At 51.8% G+C, this 15,099-nt stretch carries 15 protein-coding genes; 1 reads left to right on the forward strand and 14 read right to left on the reverse strand.

What is annotated here, in order from left to right; translation table 11 throughout:
* From bamA to folK, 14 genes are all read right to left on the reverse strand, one after another.
* Positions 1-2,511 (reverse strand): outer membrane protein assembly factor BamA, encoded by a 2,511-nt coding sequence (gene bamA, locus HK11_RS00455; protein ID WP_086553377.1) that lies wholly within the window; start codon positions 2,509-2,511, stop codon positions 1-3.
* Positions 2,512-2,598: 87 nt separating this feature from the next.
* Positions 2,599-3,708: an RIP metalloprotease RseP gene (gene rseP, locus HK11_RS00460; RefSeq protein ID WP_173559468.1), complete on the reverse strand. Its 1,110-nt coding sequence runs from the start codon at positions 3,706-3,708 to the stop codon at positions 2,599-2,601.
* Between the two features lie 33 nt (positions 3,709-3,741).
* Positions 3,742-4,899: a 1-deoxy-D-xylulose-5-phosphate reductoisomerase gene (dxr, locus tag HK11_RS00465; protein WP_086553378.1), complete on the reverse strand. Its 1,158-nt coding sequence runs from the start codon at positions 4,897-4,899 to the stop codon at positions 3,742-3,744.
* A gap of 51 nt (positions 4,900-4,950) precedes the next feature.
* Positions 4,951-5,781, reverse strand: a complete 831-nt coding sequence (locus HK11_RS00470; RefSeq protein WP_086553379.1) for a phosphatidate cytidylyltransferase — start codon at positions 5,779-5,781, stop codon at positions 4,951-4,953.
* The gene (gene uppS, locus HK11_RS00475; protein ID WP_086553380.1) at positions 5,778-6,518 is read right to left on the reverse strand and encodes a polyprenyl diphosphate synthase; all 741 of its coding nucleotides are present in this window, start codon (positions 6,516-6,518) and stop codon (positions 5,778-5,780) included. Before uppS ends, HK11_RS00470 begins: the two co-directional genes overlap by 4 nt.
* A gap of 30 nt (positions 6,519-6,548) precedes the next feature.
* Entirely contained in the window at positions 6,549-7,070 is a 522-nt protein-coding gene (gene frr, locus HK11_RS00480) for a ribosome recycling factor (protein ID WP_212333936.1), read from the reverse strand.
* A gap of 120 nt (positions 7,071-7,190) precedes the next feature.
* Positions 7,191-7,928: a UMP kinase gene (gene pyrH / locus HK11_RS00485; RefSeq protein ID WP_086553382.1), complete on the reverse strand. Its 738-nt coding sequence runs from the start codon at positions 7,926-7,928 to the stop codon at positions 7,191-7,193.
* A 104-nt stretch (positions 7,929-8,032) separates the two neighbouring features.
* The gene (era, locus tag HK11_RS00490) at positions 8,033-8,932 is read right to left on the reverse strand and encodes a GTPase Era (RefSeq protein ID WP_086553383.1); all 900 of its coding nucleotides are present in this window, start codon (positions 8,930-8,932) and stop codon (positions 8,033-8,035) included.
* Positions 8,925-9,671 carry a ribonuclease III gene (rnc, locus tag HK11_RS00495; RefSeq protein WP_233127746.1) on the reverse strand — a complete coding sequence of 249 codons (747 nt, stop codon included), beginning with the start codon at positions 9,669-9,671 and terminating at the stop codon, positions 8,925-8,927. The genes era and rnc overlap by 8 nt, the downstream gene beginning before the upstream one ends.
* Positions 9,668-10,477 carry a signal peptidase I gene (gene lepB, locus HK11_RS00500; protein ID WP_369822897.1) on the reverse strand — a complete coding sequence of 270 codons (810 nt, stop codon included), beginning with the start codon at positions 10,475-10,477 and terminating at the stop codon, positions 9,668-9,670. The genes rnc and lepB overlap by 4 nt, the downstream gene beginning before the upstream one ends.
* 19 nt (positions 10,478-10,496) lie before the next feature.
* Positions 10,497-10,916, reverse strand: a complete 420-nt coding sequence (acpS, locus tag HK11_RS00505; protein WP_086553384.1) for a holo-ACP synthase — start codon at positions 10,914-10,916, stop codon at positions 10,497-10,499.
* A 25-nt stretch (positions 10,917-10,941) separates the two neighbouring features.
* Complete coding sequence (locus HK11_RS00510; protein ID WP_233127749.1) at positions 10,942-13,185, reverse strand: bifunctional (p)ppGpp synthetase/guanosine-3',5'-bis(diphosphate) 3'-pyrophosphohydrolase; 2,244 nt, start codon at positions 13,183-13,185, stop codon at positions 10,942-10,944.
* A gap of 93 nt (positions 13,186-13,278) precedes the next feature.
* Positions 13,279-13,650 carry a DNA-directed RNA polymerase subunit omega gene (rpoZ, locus tag HK11_RS00515; protein ID WP_086553385.1) on the reverse strand — a complete coding sequence of 124 codons (372 nt, stop codon included), beginning with the start codon at positions 13,648-13,650 and terminating at the stop codon, positions 13,279-13,281.
* A gap of 83 nt (positions 13,651-13,733) precedes the next feature.
* On the reverse strand, positions 13,734-14,252 hold the full coding sequence (gene folK / locus HK11_RS00520; protein WP_233133235.1) for a 2-amino-4-hydroxy-6-hydroxymethyldihydropteridine diphosphokinase: 519 nt from the start codon (positions 14,250-14,252) through the stop codon (positions 13,734-13,736).
* A gap of 131 nt (positions 14,253-14,383) precedes the next feature.
* Here folK and HK11_RS00525 point away from each other — a divergent pair, with 131 nt between their 5' ends.
* Positions 14,384-15,034, forward strand: coding sequence for an NYN domain-containing protein (locus HK11_RS00525; protein WP_086553386.1), 651 nt, complete (start codon positions 14,384-14,386; stop codon positions 15,032-15,034).
* Positions 15,035-15,099 lie beyond the last annotated feature (65 nt).

Raw genomic sequence — 15,099 nt, forward strand, 5'->3', positions numbered from 1 at the left:
TCAGAATTGCTGACCAAAACCAAAACGAATAAGCTGCGTACGGTCGTTATGACTGCGCATGATAGGAACACCAAGGTCGATATTAAGCAGACCGAAGGGGCTCTTCCACGAGAAACCGGCACCCGCACTGACACGTGGCAATGGTCTGTCACCCGAAATACCCTGATACGGGTCACTCCAGGGATGCGACAAGTTACGTTTTACACGCAGGCCCCAGAGACTACCTGTATCAACGAAGGTACGCCCCATCACGCCCATTGCAGACAGAAACGGCATCGGGAAATTAAGCTGGGCTGAAGCGTTGTAAATATAACGCCCGCCCAGGAGATCCTCACCCGGATAAGCGCCATAACCTTTGCTTCGCGGACCGGCACCACCATCAAGGAAGCCGCGAAGGTTCTGACCACCCAGATAGAAGTTATCAATGATATCATGGCGCCCGTTACCCCAGTCACCCATGTAACCGGCACCGGCACGCAGGACAATCGTCCAGTCATGGCTGTTCGTCAGGTCATCAAGCGGAATATAATATGAGGCATTAACTTTAACACGCCCATATTTTTCATCCCCGCCCAGACCAGCAAAATCTCCGCCAAGTGATACCATATAACCATTATGCGGGTTCATACGGTTATCACGCCGGTCATAAACCAGGTTCGTACCGATCTGAGACAGAAGAGAGTTACCCTTCTGGTCGATCACGTACAGGGAGGGCTGATACCAGCCACCACCAGCAAGACCCACATGACGGCGTGTCAGCGTATAATTCCATGACTGTGAGAGGTAGCGATTATACGCATACCCCATACGCAGGGTAATACCGACACGACTTTCAGAGTAGTTCTGGTACGTCTGATACTTGTTCTGAATACCGAAAATATCGACACCAGCAACAAGGTTACGACCAAGAAAAGCCGGGTTTGTAACAGAAAGATCAACCTGCCTCTGCCACTGCGACATTGTGCCGGAGAGACCGGCATCAACGCCTGTACCAAGCAGATTGTGCTGTTTAAGACCAATATTACCAATCACACCAACGTCAGTTGAATAACCGCCACCAAGAGAAAATTCACCTGTTGGCTTTTCAACGACATTAACTGCGACGTTGGTTTTATCCTGTGCCGAACCCGGCGTATCCTGAACGTCTACACTTTTAAAGAAGCCAAGATCCTGGACCGATTCTTTAGCATATTTTTTGTAGCTCGGTGTGTAGGGATCACCCTCAGCAAAAGGCATCTGACGACGAATAACGCTGTCTTCGGTAATGGTGTTACCGTTAATGTCGAGACGCTCAATATAACGACGCGGCCCCTCACTCACATCAAACAACAGATTCACAACACCCTTTTCAGGGTTACGTGCGATAACCGGCCTGACCATAGCAAAGGGGTGACCTTCAGCCTGGAGAGTTTCCTCCATATCTGTGGCGTTATCCTGCACAGCCTTGCCATCGTACCACTGATGAGCAAACAGCTCGACATATTTTCGCAGGGACTTTGCCGGCACATGGCGCAGACTTGAGCGAATATCGACTTTACCCAGACGGTAACGCTGCCCCTCATCCATGGTATAGGTTACATAAAATGACTTACGGTCAGGAGAAAGCTCGCCTGACACGTCTTTCATCTGAAAATCAACATAGCCATTGCTGAGATAAAAACGCCGCAGAAGCTCCGCATCGTATTTCAGACGCTCAGGATTATATTCATCTGCTGAAGACATAAACCTGAACCAGGCCGTCTCTTTTGAGGAAACAATACCGGCCAGACGGAGGTCGCCATATGCCTTATTACCAACAAATGCAATTTTGCGAATAAGGGTCTGCGGTCCTTCCGTTATATGGAAAACCACATCCACGCGGTTATGTGACAGCCTGACAATCTGTGGCGTGACGACGGCAGCATACCGCGCCTTCTCCGCATACACATCGAGAATTTTCTGGCGGTCATCAGCTGCAGTTTCTGCCGAGAAAACAGCACGCGGACGCAGAGCGATAACCTTTCGCAGGTCTTCCTCTTTGGCTGCACTGTTACCTTCAAACACAATGCGGTTGACGATCGGATTCTCAACCAGGTTAACCTTCAGAACATTGCCCTCACGACGAAGGCGGACATCCTTAAACAGACCTGTCGCAAACAGTGTTTTAAGCGAACGGTCAAGGTCATCCTGAGAGAAGTAATCCCCGGACTGAACAACCATGTAAGAAAGGACTGTGTTGGTTTCGATGCGCGAATTACCGGTAATATCGATATGTTCGATAACATCGTGCGATCCGGGAGAAACCCCCGAAACACTACCACTGACGTATCCTGGCGAAGATGACACCTTACGCTGACCTGCAGAAACAGCCGAAGACTGCCGCGCAGAGCTGGCAGGAGCGTCTGCAGCCATGGCGTATCTCTGCACCAGCAGAAAAGGCACCATACATACAGAGACAAAGAGAGCTGAACGCTTACCCGTCAAAATCTGCTTTCCTCCACAGTCGGGGTCGTTGCACAGCCAGGAACCCATCTTTCATTAATATTGCTCTGCCCTCTGTATGGAGTATCCGATATCACTATCATGACGCAAGTGTTTCCATTTGCGCGATAACAAACTTCAACTCACAAACGATGTTATCCACTTAAACAATCCAAAGCTGGAAAGGTCATTAAACGTCGAAAAAAGAAAAAGAGCAGCAACAGCGGCCAGACCAAACTGAAAACAAACTTCCTGCACTTTAACCGGCACAGGGCGTCCTCTGACCGCCTCAACAATGTAAAATATTAGTTTACCACCATCAAGCACCGGTATCGGGAAGAGATTGATAAGCCCGAGATTAACAGAAAGCAAAGCCATAAACGGTAGTAAACTGGCAAATCCATACTGCGCAACCTGCCCTGAAAGCTGGGCAATTTTAAGCGGCCCGCCAAGCTCTCTGGCACTATGCTGCCCGGTAAGAATCATCCACAGTCCGCGAACTGTCTCCTTCGTCATAGACCACGTCTCTTTTATGCCAGCAATTACAGCCTGAGGCAACGCAAGCGGCGGGGTCTTTTCGACCATAAAGCCAACGCCCAGAAGACCATGAGCGGAACCACCTGATTTTGCCGTACCTGAACCAATTGTAACCGGCACTTCGAGTTTATTACCGTCACGTGTAACGCTCAGAGTCGTTTTAAGACCAGGAGATACTGAAACCTCCTCCTGAATAGCCGCAACGCTGTCAAGCGAATGACCACCAATGCCAGTAATCACGTCACCTTTTTCAAGGCCTGCATCGGCTGCGGCACTATGAGGCAGTATTGTCGATACATGATTAGTGATTCTGGGCATGCCTGTAACGCTGTACAAACACGCAAGCAGGACAATAGAAAGCAAAAAGTTAAAGAGTGGCCCCGCCACAATGACTGCTGCACGCGACCATACTGATTTTTCATGAAATGTTTTACCCGGAATCCAGGCAGCCCTCTCTTCGGGGGTGGCGGTCTCAGGGTTCATCATTCCATGAGGCAGCACGTAACCGCCGAAAGGCAGGCAGCATATACGCCACTCTGTACCGCTGCGATCAGCCCAGCGCACCAGAGCGGGACCAAAACCTATAGAGAAAATCTCTACATGAATGCCACGCCAGCGTGCTGCCAGATAATGCCCGAACTCATGAATGGTGACCAGAACACCGAGTACAAAGACGAAGGCGATAATCGCCCGAAGAGAGTCATGTATCATAATAAAATCAATATCACTCCTGCTAACCCGGGTTCAGGCAGCCAGCGTTGATGTCAAATTCCGGGCCTCATGACGTGCCTGAGCGTCCCAGTGCAGAACGGCATCGAGTGTATCTGCCGGCGGAGCACCAAGCTTCTCCATCACCTTCTCCACAAGACGCGCAATATCAAGAAAACCAATTGTCTTATTTAAAAATGCATCAACTGCAATTTCATTCGCAGCTGAAAGAATAGCAGGTGCAGCACCACCTGAGCGTAACGCCTGACGCGCCAGACGCAAAGCAGGAAAACGCTGCTCATCAGGGGCACTGAACTCAAGTGTTGCATAAGCAGCCAGGTCGAGCCTTGACGATGTGGTTGCCATCCGTTCAGGCCAGGCCAGAGTATGCGCTATAGGAATACGCATATCGGCTGATCCCATCTGCGCAATCAGGCTGCCATCGGTGTATTGTACCATACCATGCACAACAGACTGCGGATGCACCAGAACATCAATCTGACTTTCGGGCAGGTTAAAAATTCTTGCAGCCTCAATCACCTCAAGGCCTTTATTAAACATTGTAGCCGAATCGATGCTGATCTTAGCACCCATGCTCCAGGTCGGGTGCTTCAGAGCCTGCCCGGGTGTTGCGGCTTCCATCTCAGCAAGAGAAGACTTGCGAAATGGCCCCCCTGAAGCGGTGAGAATAATTTTCTCAACCTGAGATACCTGCCGGTCGGCCATAGACTGATAAACAGCGTTATGCTCAGAATCGACAGGCAGCAGCGTTGCTCCGGCCTCAGCAACTGCGCGAAGCATCACATCACCCGCACAGACCAGAGCCTCTTTGTTAGCCAGCGCGACTGAGCGGCCATTTTTAACCGCAGCCAGAACTGGCTCAAGGCCCGCAGCCCCTGTAATGGCAGCCATTGTCCAGTCAGCGGGCAGAGCTGCCGCATCAATCACCGCCTGCCGCCCGCAGGCAATTTTTACAGACGAGTCAGAGAGCAGACTGCGCAGCTCATCAAACGCTGCTTCATCAGCGACAACGGCCAGTTCTGCATTGAGACTGAGCGCCTGTTCTGCCAGCTTTTTAGCATTCCTGCCGCCGACAAGAGCACGAACGCGATAACGGTCACGCGCCTGCTCAAGCAGATCAACAGTTGAACACCCAATGCTGCCGGTGCTTCCCAGAACAGTTACAGTTCTCATTTTTATCTATCTCTTATAGCTGAAGAAAACGGCTCTATGCTGACGACTGACCTACATGTGGAGTATAGTTGTCAGAGCGGTTAATACAGCATGCAAATCCGCTGTCCAGAACGGACGAGGCAAAGTCACACACAAAGAAAACAGGGCCGCAGCCGGTGCCGCGAAAATAAGACCGTCAAACCTGTCGAGCAGCCCGCCATGACCAGGCAGAATACTGCCCGAATCTTTCACCCCGATTTTGCGCTTCACACCACTTTCAGCCAAATCTCCGATCTGCCCTACAACAGCAAGAACACCAGCACAAAATAAAGCTGAGCCCGTAGCAGGGTAATCAGAGGCAGAAGCGATCAGGAACCCTGTCAGTAAAGCTGCCAGCAAGCCGCCAGCAGAGCCCGACCAGGTTTTACCAGGAGAAATGCGCGGGGCCAGTTTAGGGCCGCCAAGCATACGTCCGGTCAGATAGGCACAGCTGTCACTGGCGACCACGACACCGATAACAAACAGCACAGGCAAAGCCCCGCCAAGACGCAGCCACAACAAGGCATTACAGGCCACAACAATCACGCACATAATAGCGCACAGAGGCAGACCAAAAATAAGAGAAGAAAGACAAAAAAGCGGGAAAGCGTTCCAGTGGCCAGTCACGGCAGCAATCCAGGCGCAGGCGGCCCACAACACATAAAGCCCGCCACGCCACGACCGGGGCGAAACCTTGAAAAGCGTTGCAGCCTCAGCCGCCATCCCTGTGGTCATGACAGCAACCATGATCTTATAGGGCCAGTCACCGGCCCATATACAAAAAGCACCAACAGCTCCAAGCATAATGCCTGAGAGTGTACGAACTTTTAAGTCACGCCAGGCGTTACTTTTTTCAGCACTCATGCTGACGGCCTGACACCAAAGCGGCGCTCACGGCGGGCATAATGATCTAACACAGCAGCAAAGTGCCTTTCATTAAAGTCTGGCCAGAACACGTCCAGAAACACCAGCTCTGCATATGCACTCTGCCACAGTAAAAAATTTGAAAGGCGATACTCCCCGCTTGTCCTTACGACAACATCAGGATCGGGGACGCCTGACGTCCACAAATGTTGTGAAAACTCTAATTCTGTAATCTGCTCCGCTGCCATTTCACCACGCTGAACGGACAGTGCCAGACGCTGAGCAGCCTGAACGATATCCCCCCGCCCACCGTAAGACAGCGCAAGCAAAAGGGTAATGCGCGTATTTTTACTGGTTAATTTCTCAGCACGATCCAGCTCGACCCTCAGGTCAGAATCAAAACGCGATAAATCACCAATGAAACGTATTCTGACCCCTTCCTGATGCAGGCCTGCAATTTTATGCCGCAGGTAATAACGCATCAGACTGGTCAGGTCAGAAACCTCCTGCGGTTCGCGCGACCAGTTTTCGGAAGAAAACGCATATAATGTCAGATAATCCACACCGCGGGCCACAGCAGCACGCAGGCAACGGGTTACTGCCTCTGCCCCGGCTTTATGCCCGGCCAGACGTGGCAGACCCCGCTCTGCAGCCCACCGGCCGTTTCCATCCATGATGACCGCAACATGCGTCGGAACAGAGACTTTTTCTTTTTCACGTGTTTTTTCGGCTGACATCACGGCTTTTAATCTGATCGCGCTTGCACATTAAACCTGTTTGATCTCACGATCCTTATCAGCCAGCATGTCATCAACTTTTTTAACATACTGATCCGTCAGTTTCTGGATCGCATCAGACCAGACCTTAACATCGTCCTGGCTGATATCGCCTTTTTTCTCACTGGCTTTCGATTTATCCATGCCATCGCGGCGTACACCACGCACTGCGATCTTGGCACCTTCAGCATAACGAGCTGCTGCACGAGCCAGCTCATGACGACGCTCTTCCGTCAGCTGGGGAATGGGCACACGCACAATCTGACCATCAGCGGCAGGGTTAAGCCCCAGACCAGAATCACGAATTGCGCGCTCCACAGCAGCAACGGCACCGCGATCCCACACCTGTACAGTCAGCATACGTGCTTCTGGCACTGCAATCGACCCAACCTGTGTCAGCGGCACTTCGCTGCCATAAACCTCAACTCTTACAGGCTCAAGAAGAGCCGGGCTGGCACGACCGGAGCGCAGGCCGGCAAAATCACGTCGCAGGCTCTCCAGCGCGCCGTCCATCCGGCGGGTCAGGTCTTCGGTCAGAGCATTCAGTTCAGACACGGTTTTCTCCTCCGTTTAGCAGGCAGCCGAAGCTGCCTTTATTATATCAGGTCGCACCTCAGAACAGGCAGCAGCCTGTCAGGATGCCTCAATAATCTTTGTAAAGGGGCCTTCGCCACGCATAACACGAGCGAAAGACCCGGCTTCACCAATATTAAAAACAATAATAGGCAGCTTATTCTCACGTGACAGGCTGATTGCAGCCGCGTCCATCACGTTGAGATCATGCGCAAGCACATCCATATAGCTCAGCTGATCATAGCGCTTTGCTGACGGATCTTTTTTCGGATCTGCAGAATAAACGCCATCAACCTGCGTACCTTTAAGCAGCACATCGCATTCCATCTCGGCAGCACGCAGCGCAGCGGCTGTATCTGTCGTGAAGAAGGGGTTGCCTGTGCCGGCGGCAAAGATAACAACACGCCCTTTTTCCATATGCCTTACGGCACGGCGACGGATGTAGGGTTCTGCGATAGAAGACATATCAATAGCTGACATCACGCGGGTTGGCAGCTCTTCACGCTCAAGCGCATTCTGCAAAAGCAATGCGTTAATAACTGTTGCCAGCATGCCCGCGTAGTCACCCTGCGCGCGGTCCATCCCTTTTGCAGCAGCAGCAACACCACGAAAAATATTGCCACCACCAACAACCAGACACACCTCAACACCGCTGTGCACAACGGCGGCAACATCTGAAGCAATACGCTCTACAGTTTTCTGATCAACCCCAAAGGCACCGCCGCCCATCAGGGCCTCACCCGAAACTTTGAGCAGGACACGTTTACGATCTGGCTTTTCGCCTGTTAACATTGTCATTTGCCCTCGACCATTCCTGAGAAATTCCGGCCCGGCGCATAACCGGGCCTGTGTGGCTCTTTCTTATCCTTCATGAGCGTATGCCACAAGCGGTCATGGGTTCTTTATGGCACGTCATCCAGGCCAATAGCACGCAAACGCGCGCGCTCTTCATCCCAGCCTGAACGCTCTTTCACATTCAGGAAGAGATGGCAGGGGCGTTCAAGAAGTTCAGAAAGCTGCCGGCGGGCACGTTCGCCGATCTGACGAATTTTCTGGCCACGCTCACCAATCAGAATCGCTTTATGCCCGGTACGCGACACATAAATAACGGCATCAATACGTACTGAACCATCAGGGCGCTCTTTGTAGCTTTCGGTTTCAACTGTGGCACCATAAGGCACTTCTTCATGCGTTTGCAGAAAAACCTGTTCGCGCACAATTTCAGCAGCAAGAAGACGATCGGGCAAATCTGTCAGATCATCTTCAGGGTAAAGATAAGGCCCCTCAGGCAGGGTCTCTGCCAGGCGGTCGAGCAGATCATCAACCCCCTGCCCTGAACGGGCACTGACCATAAACACATGCTCAACCGGCAGTTTTTCTGTCACTGCTGCTGTCAGAGGCAACAAAGCCTGGCGCTGCACCAGGTCCGTTTTATTCAAAACCAGCCAGACTTTACGTTTTGTCTCTGCGAGGCGTGCAATAATTTCCTGCACAGCCTCTGTCAGGCCAGATTTTGCATCAATCAGCAACATGGTGATGTCAGCATCTTCCGCACCGGTCCAGGCAGCGGCAACCATAGCCCGGTCAAGCTTACGACGCGGACGAAAAATTCCGGGAGTATCAACCAGAAGAATCTGCGTTTTTTCACGCATAAGAATACCCAGAACCCTAAAGCGGGTTGTCTGAGCTTTCGGGCTGACAATAGACAGTTTTACCCCCGCCATACAGTTAAGCAGGGTCGATTTTCCGGCGTTTGGTGCACCAACCAGAGCAGCAAAACCACAACGTGTTACATCAGCCATTTTTTTTACCTTCCAGCTGCTCAAGCAGGCTTGCTGCGGCTGCGCTCTCCGCCGCCCGCTTGCTGCCTGCCCGACCTGACCCGCTCTGGCCACCAGCTTCAACTTCAACAACAAAAGAAGGAGCGTGTGACGGCCCTTCTGCAACAACAACCTTATAAACAGGCAAAGCCTGACCTCTGGCCAGAACCCATTCCTGCAAAGCTGTTTTGGGGTCTTTGGGCGGACGGGCCTGCGCTTCGAGCAGGGAAGACCAGCCTTTGCGCACAATTTTACGCGCAGGAGACAAGCCGCCATCAAGGAAAACAGCACCCAGAACAGCTTCCATAGCATCAGCCAGAACGCTGGCTGTTGCCTGAACACCAGCACGCGCCTCGTGCGCGGCAACACTCAGACTGTCTGTCAGCTCAAAAGCACCAGCGACCTCAACCAGCATAGTACGTGACACCAGATGAGCAAGACGGGCCCCCAAAGCTCCTTCCTGCTCGCCGGGGTACCGCTCCAGAAGCCACTCAGCCATCAGCAGCCCCAGAACACGGTCGCCTATAAACTCAAGGCGCTCATTGGAGCCGACGCCTTTAAGTTTCTGACCACGCCTGCGGCCACCGGCGTTCTGATAAGCTGCAGAACGATGGGTGAGTGCCTCAAAAAGCAGCTCCGGTTTTTTAAAAATATACCCAAGGCGCTGTTGTAAAGCGTCAATGGGGGGCTGCGGCACAAGGCCGCCAGCAACAGATGTCACGTCAAACTCCGAAATAAATGTGCCCAGCGAATTTCCGCCGGCCAGTGCCAGAACTGCCAGGCCGGGGCGATGCTATCAAACGAGAAGAAGATGAATTTAGCCTGACCAACGAGATTTTGCATTGGCACAAAACCGAGATCATGCGGGTCATCACCCATAAAGCGGCTGTCGGCACTGTTATCGCGGTTATCACCCATCATGAACAGATGCCCTGGCGGCACAACATATTCAGGCGTGTTGTTCTGCGCTCCCTGATCCGTCAGCTTCAGCACAGAATGCTTTACGGCAGGACGACCATCACTGCCGGGCAGAATCTCTTCACAGACCTGACCATTTTCCGGCTCATGCGTTTCATCCACAGCAACATAAGGGTGCGGATCAATACAGGGCACCAGCTGGTCATTAAGGTAAAGCTGCCCCCCGGTCACGCGGATCCGGTCGCCGGGGAGGCCAATAACGCGCTTGATATAATCGATTGACGTATCTTTAGTGAAACGAAAAACCGCCACATCTCCCCGATGTGGCACTGCGCCCCATATACGACCATTAAATAAATCGAGGTTCATCGGAAAAGAATAACGTGAGTAGCCGTAACTATATTTGCTCACAAAAATATAATCACCAACCTGGAGAGTCGGGATCATTGAACCGGACGGAATGAAAAACGACTGAAACACAAAAGTACGCAGCACAAGCACGACAATAAAGGCCGTACCAAGCGTGCGCACATACTCCATGACAACCTGAGCCGTTGTTTTTGTCTCACCTTCTTTGTTTTCGGAAGGCTGATGTTCCGGCATATTCATGATCTGACGTTTTCCTGTCTTAATGCTCTTTTGTTATCGGGCGCGACGAAATAATCACCTCAGCAAAAGCATAGGGCGGCTCGTCTGTCATACTCAGCAGAATATGTGGCTCATGTCCTTCAGGGATTAACGTCATCAGACGTTTACGGGCGGCACCATAAAGTTTGAGCGTTGGCTGACCTGATGGCAGATTATCAACAGCGATAAGGCTATGTGCCACACCCATAGCAAACCCGGTACCAAGAGCCTTGGAACAGGCCTCTTTCGCTGCCCAGCGCTTGGCATAGGCGCCGATACGCGCATGACCGGAACGCCCTTCAGCACGCTCCCGCTCTGCCGTCGTAAACACCCGATCGAGAAAACGCTGACCAAAGCGGTCAATCACCCCCTCAATGCGGCGCATGTCGCACAAATCGACCCCGGCGGCAATAATCGTCATGGTCCACCTTCTTTCACAGGCATGATTATGAACGTGCCCTGTCAGCCTGTGTCACACCTGAAGCAGCACGCAACCCGCCAATAACCGAAGAAAGATGTCTCAGATCACGAACCTCGACATCAACCAGAATTTCCATAAAATCAAGCTGACGGTTCACGATCTTCAGATTGACGATAGAAGCATCATATTTAGAAACTGTGTTCGTAACTGTTGCCAGAACCGAAGAAACATTTTCAGCTATAAGACTGATACGCCCGACCCGCATGGTGCTGGCACCACCCCGGTCCATGGCGTCATAATCCCAGTCAACATCAAGAAAACGCTCAGGGGTTGCCGCAAAATTTTCCAGCGTCTGACATACTTTGGTATGCACGGTCACACCACGCCCGGTTGCCACGACGCCTACAATCCGATCACCCGGGAGAGGATGGCAACAGGCGGCAAAATGTACTGCTATGCCAGCACCCAGACCGACGAGAGGAATATTACCATCAGCGCGCTTCTTCTGGTTACCGCTGGTTCCCGCCATAAGGCGTGGCCCTGCTGTCCCCAGAACACCAGGTAGCCCGGGCACCATACGCGGAGCACGTACTGCACGCCTTAACTCAGGATAGGTGGCATAAACAACATCACGCGCACCAATACTATTGTTGCCAACGGCAACATAAAGGTCATGCAGGCTGTTTTGTTTAAGAGTTTTAAGAACCGGCTCAAGAATTTTCTCTGAACCGTCAACACCTTCCTGCCTGAAAGCCTTAGCCAGAGCAGAACGCCCGGCATCAAGATATGTCTGCCTTTGCTGTGCTGCCACATAACGACGAATGCGCGCACGCGCTTTGCCAGTAACAACAAACCGCTCCCACGAGGGGGATGGTGCCCCCCCGCGTGCGGTCATAATTTCAACCTGATCGCCATTTTGCAGCTCATAGCGCAGTGGCATCAGGCGGCCATTCACCCTGGCCCCGACACAACTATCGCCAATCTGGCTGTGTACAGCATAGGCGAAGTCAACCGGCGTTGCGCCCCGCGGCAGAGAGATCAGCTGACCTTTGGGTGAGAAACAAAAAACCTGGTCCTGGTACAGCTCAAGCTTGGTGTTTTCCAGGAACTCATCAGGAGCTGAAGAGGCTTCAAGAATTTCAAGAAGATCCTGCACCCAGCGCGGCCGCCTGAAACCAGGAGAGCCTTCTGTATTTTCACCGCTGCCGTCTTTATAAGCCCAGTGCGCTGCCACACCGTTTTCAGCAATATCATGCATTGCAGCGGTACGAATCTGCACTTCGATTTTCTGGTTGCGCGGCGAGCGCAGCGTCACACCTGTATGGATACTCTGATATCCGTTGACCTTAGGTGTGGAGATATAATCTTTAAAACGCCCGGCAATGACCGAATATGCAGCGTGCACTGCCCCCAGCGCCATATAACAGTCTTCACGCGTGTCAACGATCACGCGGAATGCCATGATGTCGGAAAGCTGCTCAAACGCCACATTACGGCGCTGCATCTTATCCCATATCGAGTAAGGCGATTTTTCACGTCCCGCGACATGAACATTCTTCAGGCCAGCATCGTGGCACAGGCGCAAAAGTTCACGCCTGACATCCTCAATGACATCAGCCCCCTGCCCGCGCAGATAATTCAGGCGGGCCCTCAGTGTTGCATCGACCTCAGGCTCAATCTGCGCGAAAGACAGATTCTGAAGCTCGGTTTTAACCCGGTCCATACCGATACGCTCAGCAAGTGGCGCATAAATATCGAGGGTTTCACGGGCGATACGCTGCCTGCGATCAACGCGCTCCACAAAATGCAGCGTACGCATATTATGCAGGCGATCGGCCAGCTTCACCAGAAGGACACGAATATCCTTCGACATAGCCAGCACAAGTTTACGAAAATTTTCAGCCTGCTTGGTACGGTCCGACTGCAGCTCAAGCCGTGTCAGCTTGGTTACACCGTCAACCAGCTCAGAAACTGTATCACCAAACTCTGCCCGAAGCTGTTCCTGCGTGACACCGGTATCTTCAACCGTATCATGCAGCAAAGCTGTTATTACTGAGGACACATCAAGCCGGAAACCGGCGAGAATCATCGCAACAGCGAGAGGATGGGTTATATAAGGGTCACCATTATCACGAAGCTGACCCTCATGCGCTTTCTGCGCAACATCAAAGGCCCGCCTGATGGACTCAAGGTCGGCATCAGGGGCATAACCCCGAACAACAGAAAGCAGTTTATCGCAGGTGACAGGCTTTGCGTCTTTTACCGACACATTCGTGCCGTGAGCGGCTGGCGGAGCTTCAGCTATAACTCCACCGCCCCCGACATTCTGATTGCCACTGCCGGCCTGCGTCACTCAGCTCTCTTACCGGCGCCCGCGCCCGCTCAGAGCTGCCTCAACAGCACTGGCGTCGTCATGCGCCTCTTCCTCAGGAGAAATCTCCTGAAGGCCGAAAATATTCTGCTCAGTGGGAACAAGATCCTGCACTTCTTCATCAACAGGCTCAGGCTCAGGCTCACGCGTCTGAGAACGGATCAGGTCGTTACGCAGCTGTGGCAGCGGCACAGCATCCTGAGCGATTTCACGCAAAGCAACTACCGGGTTCTTATCATTGTCACGATCAACAATAAGCTCTTCACCGCGGGAGATATTGCGGGCACGCTGTGCTGCGTACAACACCAGCTCAAAACGATTTGGAACTTTTTCTACGCAGTCTTCAACAGTCACGCGGGCCATTGTGAAGAGCCTCCTGACACTAGCACTTTAAAAAACAGAGGAACCTTCTTAGCGCATTATGCAAGCCTAAGAAAAGACCCCTTTCAGACAATTCTTCTGATTTCCTGCTCAGAAACCTGCTGAACCAGCTTTTTTATCCCGACACCACTCACGGGGTGCACCCAGTCAGGCGCAACATCACAAAGGGGCATCATAACAAAAGCACGCTCATGCGCTCTGGGATGCGGTAAAATAAGCACCGGATCATCCTGACACAGATCACCATAAGCAATGATATCGAGATCGAGCGTGCGCGCCGCATTAGCAACGGAACGCTGACGACCAAAATCCTGCTCCACTCCCTGCAAAACATGCAGCAGCTCATAAGAACCCAGAGATGTCAGCAGACGGATAACACCATTGACATAAGGAGGCTGCCCTGATGGCGGAACAGGCGCACTTTCATACCATGATGAAACCTGAATATCCTCAACACCGGCAACCTGTTTCAGAACCCCTGCCGCCTCCTGGCACGCAGATAACGGACTCCCCTGAGCTGAAGGCAGATTAGCACCCACCGCAACCAAAGCTGTTACAAGCTTTTTTTCAGGTTTTATTTTCAACTATATTCCCCTGCAGCAGGTTGTCAGATAATCTCCGCTTCCCTTATATTAATAAAACAACTGACACGGGAATTTTTAACTAATTTTAACAATTTTACATTTCGTTAATAATTATGAGGATATACTCTCTTATGAACCTGAAGAAAGACGAAAAGACGTGTCTGTTTATTGACGGATCAAGTCTTTATTCAACCTCCAGAAGTCTTGGTTTCGATATTGATTACAAAAAACTTCTCGATTTTTTTGCTACAAAAACACACGTTGTTCGTGCCTATTATTATGCAGCTATTCTCGACACAGAAGATTATTCTCCCCTGAAGCCTCTCACCGACTGGCTCTCATACAACGGATACTTTCTGGTCACCAAAGCTGCGCGCGAATTCACTGACAGCACGGGCAAGCGCCGCGTTAAGGGAAACATGGAAATAGAAATCGCTGTCGATATGATGGAGATGGCTCCACATATTGATCATGCGATTCTCTTTACCGGAGATTCAGACTTCCGCAGAGTTGTTGAGGCCGTTCAGCGCCAGGGCACACGGGTTTCCGTTGTTTCCTCAATGCGCTCAACCCCTCCCCTTATCGGTGACGACCTGCGCCGACAGGCTGACCAGTTCCTTGAGCTGGCAACTTTAGGCGCAAGCTTTACACGCCGCAGAGCACCCGAAGCCCAGGCACCACAAATGCCATCACCAACTGCAGCCGCTCCACGCTCTAACGCTCCGATACGCCATCCCGCAGATCAGATGAGCGAACCTGATGAAAGCGATCTTCTCGCCTGAGATCATTGCTGTTTTCAGATTTTATACATAGCGTAGGAATGTTTATTGCTGTAATAAACATTCCT

Source organism: Acetobacter sp. DmW_043 (assembly GCF_002153485.1).
In the GTDB taxonomy this organism is placed as follows: Bacteria; Pseudomonadota; Alphaproteobacteria; order Acetobacterales; family Acetobacteraceae; genus Acetobacter; species Acetobacter thailandicus.